The sequence below is a fragment of the Rhodonellum sp. genome (assembly GCF_030656585.1).
GTDB classification, from domain to species: domain Bacteria; phylum Bacteroidota; class Bacteroidia; order Cytophagales; family Cyclobacteriaceae; genus Rhodonellum; species Rhodonellum psychrophilum.
The window spans coordinates 23365-42107 of sequence record NZ_JAUSPP010000005.1 but is presented as its reverse complement, the minus strand read 5'-3'; the positions used below and the strand labels follow the sequence as shown (position 1 = coordinate 42107).

Here is an 18743-nt window from a genome sequence, read left to right as displayed (position 1 = left end):
CGATTTCTTCTTACATTTCCAAAGTTCAAAGAAATCCCTTGGAATTGCTCTCTTATTTTATCCTTGTTGTTAAAAGCATATGCTAAACGCCATTATCAAATTTTTCCTCGTAAACAAGCTGGTGACAGTGATCCTCTTGGTACTCATTGTGCTTTGGGGAATCGTTGTTGCGCCATTTAAATGGGATACAGGCTTCCTTCCCAATGACCCTGTTCCTGTGGATGCGATCCCGGATATCGGAGAAAACCAACAGATTGTCTTCACTGAATGGATGGGGCGTTCCCCCCAAGATGTGGAGGATCAGATTACCTATCCAATGACCACCGCCCTTTTGGGAATGCCTGGTGTCAAATCCATCAGAAGCACCTCCATGTTCGGGTTCAGTTCCATTTATCTCATTTTCGAGGAGGATATTGAGTTTTACTGGAGTCGGTCGAGGATTTTAGAAAAGCTAAACTCACTTCCTTCTGGCTTGCTGCCTGACGGTGTCCAGCCCAAATTGGGGCCAGATGCTACAGGGTTGGGGCAAGTTTATTTCTATACCCTGGAAGGCCGGGATGAAAAAGGAAATCCCGCAGGAGGCTGGGATTTACATGAACTTCGAAGCATTCAGGATTTTTATGTCCGCTATGGACTTGCCGGAACCAAAGGCGTAGCAGAAGTGGCCAGTATCGGTGGTCAGGTAAAGGAATACCAAGTCGATCTGGATCCCAGCGCCATGAAGGCCAATAATGTAACGATGATGGAGGTCATGAATGCCATTCGCCAATCCAACTTGGATGTCGGTGCCAACACCATGGAAATCAATCAGGTCGAATACATTGTGCGTGGCTTGGGTTATGTGAAGTCATTAGAGGACATTGAATCCGCTGTGGTCAAGGTCACCGAAAACGTTCCGCTCAAAATCAGGGACATCGCCAAAGTGAATATTGGCCCTGCAAGTAGGGCAGAGCGGGCAATTTTGGACAAAGGGGGAGCAGAAACCGTGGGGGGCGTGGTTGTCGCCCGCTATGGGGACAATCCATTGGAAGTCATCGAGGCGATCAAATCCAAAATCGAGGAAATTTCTCCCGGTCTTCCAAGCAAAATTTTGGAAGATGGGACCATTTCCAAGGTTACGATCGTGCCTTTTTATGATCGATCGGGATTGATTAAGGAAACATTGAATACCTTAAGTGAGGCGATCAGCCTTCAAATTCTCATCACGATCATCGTCATCATGGTGATGGTCTTTAACCTTCGTGCTTCGTTATTGATTTCGGCATTGCTTCCCTTGGCGGTTTTGATGTGTTTCATCATGATGAAATATGTTGGTGTGGATGCCAATATTGTGGCGCTTTCCGGTATTGCGATCGCCATTGGGACGATGGTGGATCTGGGAATTATCCTCAGTGAAAATATTCTGCGCCATCTGGAAGAAGCCTATCCTGGCAAATCCAAGATGGAAGTCATTTACGAGGCCACCACCGAAGTTGCCTCCGCCATTGTCACGGCTGTGATGACTACTATTGTTAGTTTTCTCCCGGTATTCACCCTTCAAGCTGCCGAGGGGAAGCTATTTGGGCCTTTGGCCTTCACAAAAACCTTTGCCTTGGTCGCTGCCTTGATTTTTACTTTGGTGATTATGCCGGCTTTTGCCCACTGGTTGTTTTCTTCTCGGATCAAATCCGACAAGCTCAAAGGCAGTTTGAATGGCCTCATGGTTTTGGCGGGAGGTATTCTTTTGTTCTTTTTTCCTTGGGCTGGATTGGTCTTGATCGCCTTTGGTCTGAACTATTTGATCCATGCTTATTTTCCAGAAAAAACCTATAATGGCAGATACAAAGCTTGGGTGGCCGTAGCGATTTCGGTTGTGGCGGTTGCGTTTCTGCTGGCCTATGAATGGAGGCCTTTGGGATTGAGTCAATCTGCATTCACCAATTTTGTTTTCATTGGTCTTGTCATTGGTTTGGTCCTCGGAATATTTAGTCTTTTTATCCGATTTTATGAAAATATTCTAGCATGGTGCCTGGACAATACCAAAATATTCCTTGCCATTCCTGTATTGATCATTTTTATAGGCTTGAACATTTGGCTGGGATTTGGAAAAATATTTGGATTTGTAGCCACTGGTTTTGACCAAGTTGGAACGAATATTAGAACTACATCGGGATGGTCGAATTTATCCCATTCTTTTCCCGGAATGGGGAAAGAATTCATGCCGGCCTTAAATGAGGGTTCCTTTTTACTGATGCCCACGACGATGCCCCATTCCGGTGTGGAGGCCAACATGCAGACCTTGAAGCAATTGGACATGTTGGTGCAGGCGATCCCGGAAGTGGAGATGGTCGTCGGCAAAGCCGGACGTGCAGAAAGCCCCTTGGATCCGGCCCCGATGTCCATGTATGAAAATATCATCAATTACAAGACCGAATACATCCAGGATACGGAAGCGCGAAAACTCCGGTTCAAAGTCAACCGAGAGGGGTACTATCATTTGAATCTGGAAGGAGAGGAATGGTTTTATGATCGAAAAAATGGTGTCATCATGGATGCCGAAAATGCACCGATGGCTGAATCAACGACCAAATCTATTCTGAGAAAAATAGAAAACCATCTTTTACCCGACCCCAAAAAAGGTCAGTATTTTAGGCAATGGAGGGATCAAATTCAATCTCCCAACGACATCTGGGATGAAATTCAAGCCAAGACTTCCAATCTTCCGGGAGTGACTTCCGCTCCGAAGCTTCAGCCCATAGAGACCAGGCTGGTCATGTTGCAAACAGGTATGCGTGCACCCATGGGGATGAAGGTCTATGGTCCCGATTTGGAAACCATTGAGCAATTCAGTTTGAAACTGGAAAATATTTTGAAAGAGGTGCCTTCGGTCAAGGCTGAGGCGGTATTTGCGGACCGTTCTCTAGGCAAGCCTTATCTGGAAATTGAATTGGACAGGGATGCCTTGGGAAGGTATGGTCTCAATGTGGCCGATGTTCAAGAATTTATCGAAGTAGCTGTTGGCGGTATGGCCTTGAGTACTACTGTGGAAGGAAGGGAACGCTACGTGATCAGGGCGCGATATGCAAGGGAATTCCGGGATGATCCCGAAACACTGAAACAGATTTTGGTCAATACCCCTATGGGATCCCAGATTCCTCTTGGCCAAATCGCCGAAATCACCTACAGGCCCGGTCCGATGATGATCCGGGGAGAAAATACTTTCCTGCTTGGCTACGTGCTATTTGACAAAAGGGATGGTTTTGCTGAAGTTACCGTGGTGGAAGATGCCCAAAGAATGATCAAGTATGAAATTGAAAATGGTGGATTGGAAGTTCCGGCAGGAGTCAGTTATGTGTTTTCCGGAAGTTACGAAAATCAGGTGCGCGCAGAGAAGCGATTGGCTGTGGTCGTTCCCCTTTGCTTGATTATCATCTTCCTGATCTTGTATTTCCAGTTCAAATCAACTGCATTGGCGCTGATGATTTTCACGGCCATCGCCATGGCATTTTCTGGAGGGTTTTTGATGCTTTGGCTTTATGGACAAGGTTGGTTCTTTGACTTCAATATTTTAGGGACCAACATGCGGGAGCTTTTTCAAATGAAATCCTACAACCTAAGCGTGGCCGTTTGGGTAGGGTTTATAGCCCTTTTTGGGATTGCGACCGATGATGGAGTGGTGATGGGGACCTATTTGAAACAGAGTTTCGACAAAAGACAACCGGAGAATAAATCAGAAATCAAAAAGGCGGTCATTGCCGCAGGTTTAAAAAGAGTAAGACCCTGTTTGATGACCACCGCAACGACTATTCTTGCCCTCTTGCCTATCTTGACGAGTACTGGAAGGGGTTCTGATATCATGATCCCAATGGCGATCCCTGCATTTGGCGGGATGTCAATTGCCTTGGTTTCACTATTCATTGTCCCAGTGCTTTTTGGAAAGTACATGGAGTTCAAATTAAAAAAAGAAGAGTTATGAGACGAATAAAACCAAACGCAATGAAATCCTTCGGTTACTTTGGACTTGCATGGGTCATTTTCCTTTTCGGCTTTAACATACCCGTCGTTGGTCAAACCAAACTGGATACTTATATCCAGTTGGCGTCCGACCAAAATCCTGCAGTGAAAGCTTCTTTTACCCAATATCAGGCGGCTTTGGAAAAAGTGAATCAGGTAGGAAGCTTGTCAAACCCGGAACTGACCATGGGAGTTTTTTTAAAGCCTATGGAAACTTTGATGGGAAATCAGAGGACGGAAATTTCATTGATGCAGATGTTTCCCTGGTTTGGAATGCTGAGGACCCAAAAAGATGAAGCTACGCTGATGGCGCAGGCCAAATACGAGGAATTTAGAACCGGAAGAAATTTGCTGGTTTACCAGGTGAAAGCTACGTATTACCAAATTCACCAATTGGAATTTGAAATGAAGGCCAATAGGGACAATTTGGAAATCCTTCAAACCATGGAGCGCTTGGCCATCATCAAATATCAAGGAGGGAATGTGGGACAAGCCGCCGCATCGGTTTCTGGGGCGGTCAAGAAAGCAGATTCCAGCGTGGGCAGCACTTCCGGATCTGGAATGGGGATGGGTGGTGGTGCGGCAAATGCCCCTGCCTCTAGCTCATCCTCCTCTACGGGAATGACAAGCATGGGGGAGAGCAGTGGTTCGGGGAAGTTGACGGATGTCCTTCGGCTGCAGATCCAGATCAAGGCATTGGAAAGTGAGTTGAGACAGTTGGAAGCCAATCGCCCTCCTTTGATCTCCAGGTTCAATTCTCTCCTCAATCAGGCGCCCAAGACGGTAGTTGAGCTGGAAAGCGAGATGTTAGCCAAGGTTTTGTCTCTCGATGCGGAAGCCTTTCTGGATAGTGTCTTGGTGAATAATCCGATGGTGAAAATGCTTGAGGCCGAAGGTCTGGCTTATCGCAAGCAAGCGGAAATGGCTAAATTGGAGGGAAAGCCAATGTTTGGTTTAGGGGTCAATTATATGGTTTTTACACCCCGACCCGAATCGGGAACAATAGGGGGGATGGATGGAATGGGATATATGCCCAGTGGAATGGGCCAAAACATGGTCATGCCAATGGTTACCTTAAGTCTTCCCATCTATAGGAAAAAATTCAAGGCAATGGAAAAGGAAGCTATTATTTGGAGGGAATCCAATGCGCTTCAAAAGGAAGATATCGAAAATACCTTGACGGTACAGGTGGAAGAAATCACCAAGGATATTCGGAATACGGAACTGAGGGTGGAATTGCTAAGGGAGCAGATAGCATTGACCCAACAAACACTGGAAATCATGATCACCGCCTATGCGACCGAAAGCAGTTCCTTTGAGGAAATTCTTACGGTCCAGAGGGAACTGCTGGATTATCGGTTGAGCCTCGCCAATACGATCATCGAACAGTATATGGGCTATGCAGAAATCGAACAATTATTGGGCTATTGATTGAATAAATATTGTTAAAAACCGAAATCATGGTAAATCAAAAAAATATTATAGTGATTGTCCTGGGCTGCCTTTTTTTTGGCGGAGTTATTGGCTGGATGATCCGGGGAAATGATGGGGCCGAGACCCACGAGCATATCGCAGAAGATGGAACAGTATATACTTGTTCGATGCATCCACAGATCCGCCAGAATGAACCCGGACAATGCCCGATTTGTGGAATGGCGCTTACACCTTTAAGTCAAGGAGCATCAGGAGGAGATCCTTACATTTTTGAAATGACAGCTGAAGCAGCGGCCCTCTCCAACGTGATGACTACTCGGGTAAAATCGGGGAATGCGGAAAATCAAATTCGTTTGACCGGTAAAATCAAAGCGGATGAACAGCGCATCTATAATCTCGCCGCAAACTATTCCGGACGCATCGATCAATTGTATGTGAATTTTACCGGTCAGGAAATCAAGAAGGGGCAGAAACTGGCCACAATCTATTCCCCTGACTTGGTGAATGCCCAGAAAGAACTACTGGAAACCGCCAAAATGAAAGCTTCCAATCCGCTGCTTTATGAAGCGGCGAAAGAGAAATTGAGATTATGGAAAATGTCTGATGCACAGATATCAGCGATGGAGCAAAAAAACGAGGTTCAGACCCAATTCGATATTTTTTCTGAGGCTTCCGGAGTGGTTGTTTCCAGAAATATCTCCATGGGCGATTTTGTCAATAGAGGGACAGTTTTGTTTGAGATTGTGGATTTGAGCAGTGTTTGGGTTTTGCTGGATGCTTATGAATCGGATTTGGCGGCGATCAAGGTGGGAGACAATGTGATCTTCACATTACAGGCAATTCCGGGAAGGGAATTTCCAGCCAAGGTTACCTACATTGATCCCATGTTGAATCCCAACACCCGAACGTTGTCCATCAGGGCAGAAGCAAAAAACACGGGGATGTTGCTTAAACCCGAAATGTTTGTCAATGGATTGATCAAAACTTCTGGCGTGGAAACAATGGGCGGATTGATAGTGCCCAAATCAGCGATCCTCTGGACAGGGAAGCGGTCGGTGGTGTATATCCAAAAAGGAAACAAAGAAGCGCCCGCTTTTGAAATGAGGGAAGTGACTTTGGGACCGAGGGCTGGAGAAAGTTATCTGATTGCTGCGGGATTGGAAGAAGGCGAGGAGGTAGTGACCAATGGTGTTTTTTCCATTGATGCGGCAGCGCAATTGGGAGGGAATTACAGCATGATGGGCAAGCCTGTTTCTAAAACAATTCAGGTTCCTGAGGCTTTCAAAAATCAATTGGGGGAGGTTTTGAAAACTTATATTCTTTTAAAGGATGTCTTGATCCAATCGGATCCAAGAGCAACGCAGACCCAAGCGGACAAGTTTTTGACAAATTTGCTCAAAGTGGAGATGTCCTTGTTGGAAAAAAATGCGCATGATGTTTGGATGCCGCTTTTTGGTGGGTTGAAAACCAATTTGGAAAATTTGAAAAAAAGTGATGATTTGGCAACCCAAAGAATTTTTTTTCAAAAAATATCGGATGGCATGATTGAATCCGTCGATTATTTCGGGGTAACTGAGGCTTCAGTCTACAAGCAATATTGTCCGATGGCAGACAATGACAAAGGTGCTTATTGGTTGAGTTTGGAAAAAGAAATCAAAAACCCATATTTTGGCGCGGCAATGCTGACCTGTGGGGAAGTGAAGGGGGAGTATAAGGCGGAAATGGATTGGGCAAAACCCAAAAATGTGGCGCCAATTCATCTACATTAAATTATTTCATCCCTATTGAAAGAACTGGAGCTGTAGATACTTTTTTTAAGTACCTCATCCAGTTTTTTCGCTTCTTCTTGGATGAGGTGAAGGTATCCAGAATTTTCATCGTTTTGCATTTTGGGGTCCATCACTTCCAAAATCCCCATAATATTGGCAAGTTTGGAGCGCATCATGTGTGACTGGTTGAAGGTGAGGTCCTTTAGGAATTTGCTTTGCTTTTCCAATAGCTCTTCGGATTTTTTCTTCTCGGAGGTATCCAGAAAGCATCCAATCATGGTGAGTGGCTTTCCATCAAGACTCCATTTGATGACTTTTCCATAACCTATCACCCAGAAATCTTTCAATTCCAATGATCGGACCCGAAATTCACAATGAAAGGGGGTTTTGCCAAAACTTTCGAAATGCACCTTAAGCCGTTCTCTGACCTTTCTTTTATCAGATGGATGGATATGTTTTTGCCATTTGATGTCACTAAGGCTATCCGTTCCTTGTTCATATCCCAGCATGGATTTGAGGGAATAACTGAGGTGATCTTGGGAATCCTTTAAGTTCCAAATCCAAAAACCCATCAGGTTGTCTTCGAACAAACCTTCCATAATTTCATTTTTGACCTGATGCTCATGAATGAAATTCGGGAAATCTATATTTTTTTCGTTCGTTTTTTGAATATCGTGCCCAATTCCCATTACTTCAAAGGTGCCTAACTCATTTTTAGAAATAGAAAATTCCCAATGGGTCCAGTGAAAATCAATCCCCTCGGAATTGATTTTCCTTAAATCAAGGTTAAAACTGGTTTTGTTATTTTCTTTGGCTTCATTCAGCAGCAACTGAAAGTTTGAAAAATCCTTATGAAAAATGAATTCTGAAATGCAATGCCCTTCAAATGAATCAGTGAGGAAGGATAATTGATTTCTCCATTTGTCATTGGATAAAATTATTTTATCTTCTCCATTCAATTGGACAAAGTAAAAATAATCAGAACCCATCAAGGGTTTTAGGTTTGAAGCCAAAAGAGTTGAATCGTTCTCCACGAAGCAAAATTATAAATTATTTTGCAAAATTTACATAAAAAGCGTATTAAATAATTTGTAATACATAAAAATGGGTTTAAAATAAAAACACCTTGTCAAATATGGAATTTAGCCATGCATTGAACCGAAAGAAATTCGGTTCGGAAGAAAATCTCGGAAATGTATTGAATGATGTAGAAAGCATGTCATTACTGACCGATTGGGTGAAAAATGAGAAGTTGGTTTTTCACATGAAGCAAGTTGGGCATCTCATGAAGGCCTATGCAATATTCAAGGGATACGATGCTGAGACGCAACACATGTGGTATTTGTCCGGATTGCTGCATGATGCCGATTGGGATCAATGGCCGGATCATCATTGTCGAAAAATCATTGAGGAATTGGAGGCACGGAAAATTGATCCCCGGATCATCAAGGCGATCGCAAGTCATGGTCCGCGATATTTTGGTGTTGATCCCACTACGGAAATGGACAAGATGTTGTATGCCTTTGACGAATTGTCAGGATTTGTCCATGCTTATTCTATCATGCGCCCTCAGGGGTATGAGGAAATGGAAGTAAAGGGAGTTAAAAAAAGGCTGAAGGATAAGGCTTTTGCCGCCCAGGTAAGCCGGGAAGATATTGCCGATGCAAGCGAAAGGGCCGGGATTTCGGTCGACGAACTGATAGAATTTGTGGTCAAAAACCAGTTGAGAAAGTAGCTTGTCCTCCCAAAAACATTTTCCTTTCTTAAATTGAATGGGAAAGAAAAGGAGGGCTTGGTAATCCAAACCCTCCTTCTGTCTAAAACTCGCCTTCTTCGTCTTCTTCAGATCTTTGGGCGACTTCCAAATCATCCTCATCTTCTGCTTCCGATTCTTTTTGGAGTCTGGCATTTTCCAATTCAGCCCTGTTTTGGTCTCTTCTCTCTTGCTCAGCTTTAACCTCACTCACTGGACGGAGATTGGCGCCTGGAGGTGGCAATAATTCTTCGTCCTCCTTCTCATAAGGGAAAATTTCCACAATTGGGCTTTCAGCGATTTCCGGCACACGGAAAGTCACCAACATATTGTTCAAGCTCTCAAAAATCCTTTCTTGGGCTTCTTTTACATCATGGGCAGTGACCAACATAAATTGTGTTACTTTTTTCTCTTTGCCGCTGTCAGCATCTGTCACCAAATAGGTGATTTTGCATTTGTGCCAAACATCGATATCTTCATAATAGAAAACGTCCACAATATTGCTTTTGCTGATATTGGTCACTTGGAAGTCTCCGCGAATGACCGATCCCAGCATGTCGTATATTCTTGCTTCTGCTTCCGTGAAGGATACGGCATCTACAAGATATTGCTCGGAAACATTTTTGAGCAGGCCTTGCTCATTTTCTTTGGCATATTTTACCTTACACAAAAACCAGGTTCTCATTATTGTCTTTATTTAAATTTATCCTTGCGAAGGTAACGACTATTGGCAAAAGTGCCAATGCATTTTATTATTTAAGGAAATTGTTCGCAATCATAGCCTTTGACTTCCGACTTGGCAAAATTGGAGCAAGAATCTTTTTAGTTTCTGAAAATCTTGTATATTATCCAAGAAATATTTACAGATGTGGTTTAAGATCTTTTATTCTTTTCCAGTGCAATTGCTCCTCCTTCATTTAAGAAAGGATTTGCTCCTAATTCTTCCTTGGGCATTGCTGACATTGATTGTCATCCAAAAATTCGGGACCGTTCTGGGTATTCCGTACTTGATGTTGGATCCGGAATACTTAAACAGCGTTTCCTGGAAGGGCTTTTTTTTGGTAGGAATCGGTTTGGGTATTTTTACCATGTCCTTTCATATGACCACTTATATCCTCCATGGAGCCAAATTCAAGTTTCTGGCCGTAGTGCCGAGACCTTTTATCCAATACACGATCAATAATTTCATTATCCCGCTTGTGTTTTATGTTCTGTACATCTATTGTTTTATAGATTTTCAGCTGGACAATGCGCCGGAGAGCAACTGGCATGTCTTCCAGTATTTTCTTGGATTTGCAGGAGGCACGCTGCTTACTTTTTCCTTGATCTTTCTTTATTTCGGCATTACCAATAAAAACATCTTTGTGCTTTTTGCCGATTCACTTGAAAAGCAACTTCGCAAGGCCAAGATTCCAAGGGCGCACATGTTGCGGCAAATAAAAGACAGTAAGAAAATCCAAGACAAAGTGGAGAACTATCTGTGTTATGACTTTACTGTCAGGGAGGTTCGGAAGGATCTTTCAAGGTTTCAAGGACAACAATTGTTGCGGGTTTTTGACCAAAACCATCTGAATTTGTTCATTATTCAAACTACTTTGATCGGGGTAATCTTGTTTTTGGGTTTCTTCAGAGAAAATACATTTTTACAAATCCCCGCTGCGGCAAGCGGAATCTTGCTTTTTTCGGTAATGACCATGTTGGTAGGTGCACTGGTCTTTTGGCTTCGGGAATGGTCGATTCCCGTCGTGATTTTAGGTGCTTTGGTTATTAATTTCCTGTCAAATTCCGATTTGTTCAATAGGCCCCACACCGCTTTTGGTTTAAATTACGATACGATTCCAACAACTTATAACCTCAACCATCTCAATGAACTTCTTCACCCAGACACGGTGAAAAAGGATAGAGAATATACCATTCAAATTTTGGACAATTGGCGGAAAAAGTTTCCTGAAAACAAAAAGCCAAAAATGGTCATGCTGACCACCAGCGGAGGGGGGCAAAGGGCCGCACTGTGGACACTTAAAGTGCTTCAAAAACTCGAGGAAACGACCAATGGGGAATTGTTTAACCATACCCAGCTTATCACAGGTGCTTCAGGAGGGATTATAGGCGCCGCGTTTTTCAGGGAACTTTACCTCTTGTCAAAGGAAGACGATTCCATCGATATCCTCGATCCAATCTACCTGGATCAAATGTCTTCCGATAATTTGAACCCCATTATATTCACTCTTTTGGTCAATGACCTTTTGATAAGAAATCAATATTTTGAATACAATGGCAGGAGATATTTGAAAGACCGAGGTTATGCCTTTGAGAACCAATTGAACATCAATACCAAGGGGATTTTGGAAAAACCCATTTCTGCTTATTTAGAACCAGAATACAAAAGCCAGATTCCCATGATGCTGATCACTCCTCTGATTATCAATGATGGGAGGAAATTGATCATATCTCCCCAATCCATGAGCTATATGGGTGTATCTCACCTGCCAGAAAGAGAGGGTAGTGAAAAAAGCCAATCGATAGATTTTCAGCGCTTTTTTTATGATCAAGACGCCCTAAACCTAAGGTTTATCAGCGCCCTTCGGATGGGTGCGACTTTCCCTTTCTTCACGCCTAATATTCAGCTGCCTTCCATTCCGACCATGGAAACCATGGACGCAGGATTGTCGGACAATTTTGGGATTCAGGATGCATTGCGTTTTATGTACGTTTTTGAGGATTGGATCAAGGAAAACACGTCTGGTGTCACCATGATTTCCATTAGGGATTCTGAAAAAGCCAAGGAAATCGACCCCAAATTGAACCCGACCATTATCCAGAAAATTTTCACACCCCTAAAAAATATTTACATCAACTGGGACAAAGTACAGACCATCAACAATGAAACCTTGTACAATTACCTTCGTGAAACACTTGATTTTGAATTGAATAGAGTTGAGTTTGAATATTCTACCATTCCTTTTCTGAAACAAAGTAAGCCTGTCGAATCATCCACTGATGTTAGCCTGAAGGATTATGAATCCCAAAGAGCATCACTCAACTGGCGCTTGACGGCCAAGGAAAAGAAAACCATCCTTGACAACATAAACAGCTCCAAAAACACAATTTCCCTTCAGAAAATAAAGGAAATAAAATGGCTGGTGGCAAAGGAATAACAACTTGCTATTCAAATCCCATTTCGTCACGAAAGGATTCCAAGGCATCCGGTTTTCCAACTACGTAAATCAAATCACCCAGCTTCAACTTGTGGTCGCCATTGATCTCCGTAATCGTAGTATCATCCCTTTTTATGGCGACTAAGTTAATTCCTGCCAGTTCTCTTAAACGTACGTCTTTGATGGCTTTATTGATGAATCTTCCAGAGTCTTTTTCAATTTTCAGGCTGATAAAATTGATTTCGGGCAGATCAAATTTGAGTTTGGATTCTTCTTCCGTGGAAGTACTCCTGAACATCTCATAGTTTCTCGATCTGACCTCTTCGGTAAAGGCTTCGATGTCAAGTTTTGGGACCAAATACTTGGTCAAAACCCTGGTGAATATTTCTATGGAAGTTTCAAATTCTTCAGGGATCACCTCATCCGCGCCCAATTTGAAGTGTTCTTCCATCTCATTCACATACCGGGTCCTGACGATTACAAAGGGGTTTTGGGTGATCCTGTTGATGTTTGAAATGATCCTTTTCGTCGCGTCCGCATTGGAAATGGCAATCACGGCCACCCTTGCCTTGTGAATGTTCACATGTTCCAGAATGGCATCGATGGATGCATCTCCAAAAATAATGGGTTCCCCTTTGGCGGATTCTGTTCGCACAGTTTCGGGATTCATCTCGATGATCGCATAGGGGATTTTTGCTGATTTCGCGGCTTTGGCAAGATTTCTACCGTTGAGCCCATAGCCAATGATGACCAAATGATCTTTCAATCCTTCCTTTTCTAAAGTGATTTCAGGGACATTTTCATTCCCGTACTTTTTATTCAATTTACTGGGGATAGGGAGGTTCAGGATGCCACAGGCAAGTGTTTCCCGTTTCTTCAACACAAAAGGGGTAATGGCCATCGTCAGAATCGAAATCGCCAAAAAATACTGATAGGTGTCAGCATCCAACAGCTCAAATTTCAATCCCTCTTTGGCCAACAAAAGCGAAAATTCCCCGACTTGAAAAATTGAAAAACTTACAATAAATGCTTCTTTAAATCCCTGACCTATGGCTCTGACCGAAATGGCAACCAAAATAAATTTCACAAAGATCGTCAAGGCAGTAAGGGAAAGGATGACCAAGATATTGGAAAAAAGAAAGCCGATATCGAAGAGCATTCCGACGGATACAAAAAAGAAGCTGAGGAAAATCTCTCGGAAGGGGAGTATTTTGCCGGTGGCGTGGTGGCTGTAATCCGATTCGCTGATGATCAAACCGGCCAGGAAAGCACCGAGCCCCAAGGAAAGCCCCAGTAAGGAGGTAAGATAGGCGACCGCAAAACAAGTGACAATGATGCTCAATAGGAACAATTCCTCACTCTTGGTTTTAGCCACCCGATAGAGCAAAGTGGGAATCAGGTATTTTGCGCTTACGATGGTAATCAAAATGACCAATCCAGCCTTCAGCGCCATGAATAACAAGGAAAGTGCAATATTGTCGGATTGCCCAGCAAGCATTGGGGTGAAGAGCATCAAGGGTACGATGATCACATCCTGAAATATCAGGATCGCAAGCGTTGTCCTTCCCGAAATGGTATTCACTTGCCCGGCTTCCTGAAGGAGTTTAAGGACGATTGCTGTGCTGCTCAAGGCAAACAAAAAGCCCATAAAAACGGCAATATTCCAATCAAAACCCAATAAATTGGCAAGCAGGGAAGTAACTATAATGGTGAGAAAGACCTGAAGACTTCCCCCAATAAAAACGGCTTTTTTGATTGCCATCAAGCTTTTCAACGAGAATTCCATCCCGATGACAAACAACAAGAGAATCACACCGATTTCCGATAGCACATCCACCGCCGTGGAGGCCTTCACAAATGAAAGCCCATATGGGCCTGCCAAAGCCCCGGTAAACAGAAAGCCGATGATGGTGGGAATCTTCATTCGCATAAACAAAAGAATCACCAAAGTGGCCAGCCCAAAAATGACTACAATATCGGAAAGTAAAGGAAATTCAACCGAAGCAAGGGAATAGAAATGCATAAATCTGCTTGATACCAATGATGAAACAATCCTAAAAATACAATATTAGGCGCTATTCATTTGGTTTTATTTATAGAACTGTTCTGGGAAATGGATTTTTGGAAAGGAAACGATCGCTTAGATACAGTGTAAGTGCCTGAATTCAATTGGTTTTGGTATTGTTTTGTTCAATTCATTTTTTTCAATATGCAAACCCAAATCTTTTGTAAATGAAATGCATGAGCCAAGCTGGACCGATCAGTAAAAATTGGATATCTTTTAAAAAGGAAGGTTTTTTTCCTTCAATCTTATGACCATAAAATTGAAAAATCCATGCGACTGCAAAAATTGATAAGCTTACAGTCCATAACGGAATGGGTGAAATCAGGTCAATCAAATTGGCCATTGCCAGACAAACGGCAGAAAACAGCAACATACCCAATGCCAATGGAGGAGATAGCGTGGCATAATAAATCAAGACCAATACCAACACAACGGTCGCCCAATTTGCAAAGTTGTGCAAAAATGGAGAAAGCGAATCAAGGATTCCTGCAGGGATGCTAAAGATAAGACCAACAATGCTAAAAAAAATCGCAGGGACACATATCCAATGAATGGCCTTGTTGGTTTCATTCTGGTGGCTTAAGCCATATTCGTAAAGCAAGGCGTCAATTTTTCTCATTGTTCTTTTGGGTGTTTAATTGGATTCCCAGCTTTAATTTAATAAATAGTCTTCATATTTATTGAACAGGCAGGAAAAATGTTGAGCTATTGGGAAAAGAAAAATTTTCTAAAATATGATTTGATTGTCATTGGCGGAGGAATCGTTGGGCTTTCTACAGCTATTCAATATAAATGGAAATTTCCGGAAAGCACGGTATTGGTTTTGGAGAGAGGAGTTTTTCCAAGCGGGGCAAGCACGAGGAACGCAGGATTTGCCTGTTTTGGGAGTGTTACGGAAATACTGGACGATCTTGAACAGTTGAGTTCGGAGGATGTTTTGGATTTGGTGGAACGCCGATACAAGGGTTTGCTGGCCATCAGAAAGGTCTTCGGAGACAAAGCTCTTGATTATGTGTCGAATCATGGTTATGAATTGATTACCGAAAGGGAGCTTCCTGCATTGGAGCACCTTTCTCGAATCAACGAGCTGCTAATGCCCATCTTCAAACAAAAGGTTTTTGAGACAGTGGGGAAAGTGGGGGATTTCGGTTTTGGCAAAAAGGTTTTGGCAGTAATTGAGAATAAATTTGAAGGAGAATTAGACAGTGGCAAATTCATTGATTCCCTTTGGCGTAAATGTGGGGAATTGGGGGTCAAAATTTTGACGGGATCGGAAGTGGGAGAAGTGATTGTGGAGGAAAAATTGGTGATTGTCCGCCATTCAGTGATGGATACATCCATCACGTTTGAAGCGCGGCATTTGGCACTTTGTACCAATGCTTTTTCAAAAACATTGTTCCCGGAACTCGATATCCAACCGGGAAGGGGACTCATTTTGGTTACAAAACCCTTTTCCATGGCAATTCCCTGGAAAGGAGCATTTCATTTTGACAAAGGGTATGTTTATTTCAGAAATGTTGACAACAGATTATTGATCGGTGGAGGGAGAAATATGGCTTTCGATATTGAAAACACCACTTCCTTTGGGACAAATGAAAATATCAAAAATTATTTGAAAGGAATTGTGGAGGAATTTCTGTTTCCCGGTCAAGTCCCTGAAATAGAAATGGAATGGAGTGGGATAATGGGTTTTGGGCCCAATAAAACCCCGATTGTCTCTATGCCTTTTCCCGGAGTAGGCATTGCAGTGAGATTGGGAGGAATGGGAGTAGCCATTGGTTGGCAAACCGCAGGAGAGCTTGTTTGCTATTTTAATGAAGTGTAAAGTTCAAGAATTTTATTAATTTCAGTCTTCAAAAGTTTTCAAAGAAATATTTAATGATTAAACACCACAAAGAACCGGCTCTCTTCGAAGCTCTGTTTCCCATTTTTTTTCTAATCGTTTTACTGGTTGTCAATATATGGGTTTTTGGAACCGATGGTCTCTTAGGCTCCAATCAGATCGTTTTGATCTTATCGGCTGCTGTTGCGGGTTTGGTGGCTGTTTTCAGGTTGGATTTCCAGTGGGAAATCCTTCAGGACGGGATTGTCAAAAGCATCAGCTCGGCCATGTCCAGCATATTGATCCTGTTACTGATCGGATCACTTGCCGGAACTTGGATGCTTAGCGGAATCGTCCCAGCCATGATTTATTATGGTCTTCAACTTCTCAATCCCACCATCTTCCTGTTGGCAGCCTGTGTGATCAGCGGCATCGTTTCTGTTGCCACCGGAAGCAGCTGGACAACGGTTGCCACCGTGGGTGTGGCGCTTTTGGGGATTGGCAAGGCATTGGGTTTTAGTGAGGGGATTATTGCTGGAGCAATCCTCTCAGGTGCCTATTTTGGCGATAAAATGTCCCCACTTTCCGATACGACCAACCTTGCGCCAGCCATGGCGGGAACGGATTTGTTTACCCATATCAGGCACATGGCAAAAACTACGATTCCTTCAATTTTGATTACAATGATTATTTTTGGAATTATTGGCTTCACCAATAGTGTTGAAGGGTCAGTGGAACAGGTGAAGGAAATATCTACAGTGATTTTGGAAAAATTCAATATCAATGGCTGGTTGTTTATCGTGCCGGTGTTGGTGCTGGTGATGATCGTCAAAAAAGTGTCCGCGGTGCCGGCATTGCTGGCTGGCGCTTTGCTTGGGGGTGTTTTCGCCATCATCTTTCAACCCCAGATTATCCAACTGGTCGCAAATCAGGAAGGGGGATTTGCCCTAAATGCATTCAAAGCGGTAATGATGTCTTTGTACGGTGAGATCAGCATTGTCACATCCAATGAAGTGGTCAACGAATTGCTGATTACAAGAGGAATGTCAGGAATGCTGAATACTATTTGGCTGATCATCTGTGCGATGATATTTGGGGGGATCATGGAAGAAAGCGGAATGCTTCGCGTAATTGCAGAAGCGGTCATCAGAAAAGTACATACGGTAGGTTCATTGATCGCCTCGACGGCCGCGACCTGTATGTTTTTCAACGTTACCGCTTCGGATCAATATTTGGCAATTTTGGTTCCAGGAAGAATGTATGCTGATATTTACAGAAAAAGGGGCTTAAAACCCGAAAATCTCAGCCGGACCTTGGAAGACAGTGCTACGGTTACTTCCGTTTTGATTCCTTGGAATACCTGTGGCGCAACACAGGCGTCTGTACTCGGGGTGGCGACACTTACTTACGCACCTTATTGTTTTTTTAACATCATCAGTCCGATAATGACGATTTTGTTCGGATACCTTAAATTGGGTATCAATTTTTACTCCAAAGAGGAGATGAGAGAAATTAAAAAAGAATTGGTAGCATGATTCTCAAAAGAATAACAAAAACAGAAATCAATGAATTGCCTTTGGGACAATTTGAAGGTGAAATCATCCTTGTCGATAACTTGGATCAAATCAGAGAAGCCCGAAATGAACTTTCCAAACACAAACTGATTGGGTTTGACACGGAAACGAAGCCTTCTTTTTCCAAGGGGACGCAGCACTATGTCTCCCTACTTCAGTTGTCTACGGACGAGGTCGCTTATCTGATCAGGCTCAATCATATTGGGCTTCCCGGAAGCATTAGAGAAATATTGGAAGATCCCGGGACGATCAAGATAGGTGCTGCAGTTTTGGACGATTTGAGAGCGCTTCGAAAAGTAAGTGTCGGATTCAATCCGGGAGGTTTTTTTGACCTGAATGACGAACTCAAAAAGGTAGGCTTTCACAATGTAGGCGTCAGGAATCTATCCGCCATGGTCTTGAACATGCGCATATCCAAAACCGAGCAAGTGTCCAATTGGGAAGCTCCCACATTGACCAAAAAACAAATGATCTATGCTGCCACGGATGCTTGGGCTTGCCTCGAAATTTTCAAGAAGCTGGAATACCAAGGTTACCTCGATGAGATTTTCAACCGTTGAGTATTTCAACTTGTTCCAAACCTCCGATTTTATCGGTCAATTCAGAAAAAAGGGCTTCCCTTACGCGTAAATGGATTTGGCAAATGTTGTCAAAAGTCTGGTCCAATATCTCTAAATCATAATCCTTGATCATTTTCATCACGTCGTTCATCGCGATATAATCAAACTTGAGTAAAAGTCTCTTTTTCACAATGGCAATAATGATTTCATTGTTGAGGATTGCCTCTGAGGCTGCTGCTTTGTAAGCTTGAATCAATCCGCCGACGCCCAATTTGGTCCCCCCAAAATAGCGCACCACGACAATCAAAACATTCGTCAATTGGTGGGATCGTATTTGTCCAAGTATGGGATCACCCGCCGAATGATTGGGCTCCCCATCGTCATTGGCCCGGAAATTCTCTTGCTCTTTCCCCAGCATATATCCGTAACAGTGGTGTCTGGCGTCGAAATATTTTTTTCTTAAAAAATCCAATTTTATTTTAACCTCCTCTTCATCTGCAACCGGATAAGCAAAGGCGAAAAATTTACTCCCTTTTTCTTTGAATAACCCTTCGGAATCATGTTTTAAGGTCAAAAATGTATCCTCCATCTAAATTGATTTTTTTGTTTTGGGAC

Annotated in this window: 13 protein-coding genes; 8 read left to right on the top strand and 5 right to left on the bottom strand. The window is 43.0% G+C overall.

The features are described 5' to 3' along the window. Positions 1-79 precede the first annotated feature (79 nt). The 3 genes from Q7J63_RS00560 to Q7J63_RS00550 are packed head-to-tail and all read left to right on the top strand — an operon-like array spanning position 80 to position 7196. Positions 80-3955 carry an efflux RND transporter permease subunit gene (locus Q7J63_RS00560; protein WP_304883543.1) on the top strand — a complete coding sequence of 1292 codons (3876 nt, stop codon included), beginning with the start codon at positions 80-82 and terminating at the stop codon, positions 3953-3955. After that, the gene (locus tag Q7J63_RS00555) at positions 3952-5424 is read left to right on the top strand and encodes a TolC family protein (RefSeq protein ID WP_304883542.1); all 1473 of its coding nucleotides are present in this window, start codon (positions 3952-3954) and stop codon (positions 5422-5424) included. The genes Q7J63_RS00560 and Q7J63_RS00555 overlap by 4 nt, the downstream gene beginning before the upstream one ends. 29 nt (positions 5425-5453) lie before the next feature. After that, positions 5454-7196: an efflux RND transporter periplasmic adaptor subunit gene (locus Q7J63_RS00550; RefSeq protein ID WP_304883541.1), complete on the top strand. Its 1743-nt coding sequence runs from the start codon at positions 5454-5456 to the stop codon at positions 7194-7196. Here the strand turns inward: Q7J63_RS00550 and Q7J63_RS00545 are convergent. Then, positions 7193-8230: a PAS domain-containing protein gene (locus tag Q7J63_RS00545; RefSeq protein ID WP_304883539.1), complete on the bottom strand. Its 1038-nt coding sequence runs from the start codon at positions 8228-8230 to the stop codon at positions 7193-7195. The genes Q7J63_RS00550 and Q7J63_RS00545 overlap by 4 nt on opposite strands. 101 nt (positions 8231-8331) lie before the next feature. On the opposite strand from Q7J63_RS00545, the gene Q7J63_RS00540 reads away from it, so the two are divergent. After that, positions 8332-8931 (top strand): hydrolase, encoded by a 600-nt coding sequence (locus Q7J63_RS00540; protein ID WP_304883538.1) that lies wholly within the window; start codon positions 8332-8334, stop codon positions 8929-8931. A gap of 82 nt (positions 8932-9013) precedes the next feature. Here Q7J63_RS00540 and Q7J63_RS00535 read toward each other — a convergent pair whose 3' ends face one another. Continuing rightward, entirely contained in the window at positions 9014-9634 is a 621-nt protein-coding gene (locus Q7J63_RS00535; protein WP_304883537.1) for a DUF4494 domain-containing protein, read from the bottom strand. Positions 9635-9815: 181 nt separating this feature from the next. On the opposite strand from Q7J63_RS00535, the gene Q7J63_RS00530 reads away from it, so the two are divergent. After that, on the top strand, positions 9816-12107 hold the full coding sequence (locus tag Q7J63_RS00530; RefSeq protein ID WP_304883535.1) for a patatin-like phospholipase family protein: 2292 nt from the start codon (positions 9816-9818) through the stop codon (positions 12105-12107). 7 nt (positions 12108-12114) lie between these two features. Here the strand turns inward: Q7J63_RS00530 and Q7J63_RS00525 are convergent, their stop codons facing one another. Further along, on the bottom strand, positions 12115-14130 hold the full coding sequence (locus Q7J63_RS00525) for a cation:proton antiporter (RefSeq protein ID WP_019597931.1): 2016 nt from the start codon (positions 14128-14130) through the stop codon (positions 12115-12117). Between the two features lie 181 nt (positions 14131-14311). Beyond that, positions 14312-14791 carry a DUF962 domain-containing protein gene (locus tag Q7J63_RS00520; protein WP_019597930.1) on the bottom strand — a complete coding sequence of 160 codons (480 nt, stop codon included), beginning with the start codon at positions 14789-14791 and terminating at the stop codon, positions 14312-14314. A gap of 78 nt (positions 14792-14869) precedes the next feature. On the opposite strand from Q7J63_RS00520, the gene Q7J63_RS00515 reads away from it, so the two are divergent. From Q7J63_RS00515 to Q7J63_RS00505, 3 genes are read left to right on the top strand one after another with little or no spacing between them, the layout of a single operon-like run. Beyond that, complete coding sequence (locus Q7J63_RS00515; protein WP_304883533.1) at positions 14870-15997, top strand: FAD-binding oxidoreductase; 1128 nt, start codon at positions 14870-14872, stop codon at positions 15995-15997. Between the two features lie 53 nt (positions 15998-16050). Further along, the gene (gene nhaC, locus Q7J63_RS00510; RefSeq protein WP_019597928.1) at positions 16051-17529 is read left to right on the top strand and encodes a Na+/H+ antiporter NhaC; all 1479 of its coding nucleotides are present in this window, start codon (positions 16051-16053) and stop codon (positions 17527-17529) included. Next, positions 17526-18128, top strand: a complete 603-nt coding sequence (locus Q7J63_RS00505) for a 3'-5' exonuclease (protein ID WP_019597927.1) — start codon at positions 17526-17528, stop codon at positions 18126-18128. Before nhaC ends, Q7J63_RS00505 begins: the two co-directional genes overlap by 4 nt. On the opposite strand, the gene Q7J63_RS00500 is transcribed toward Q7J63_RS00505, so the two are convergent. Beyond that, on the bottom strand, positions 18118-18717 hold the full coding sequence (locus Q7J63_RS00500) for a YigZ family protein (RefSeq protein WP_304883530.1): 600 nt from the start codon (positions 18715-18717) through the stop codon (positions 18118-18120). The two genes, Q7J63_RS00505 and Q7J63_RS00500, sit on opposite strands and share 11 nt — an antisense overlap. Positions 18718-18743 lie beyond the last annotated feature (26 nt).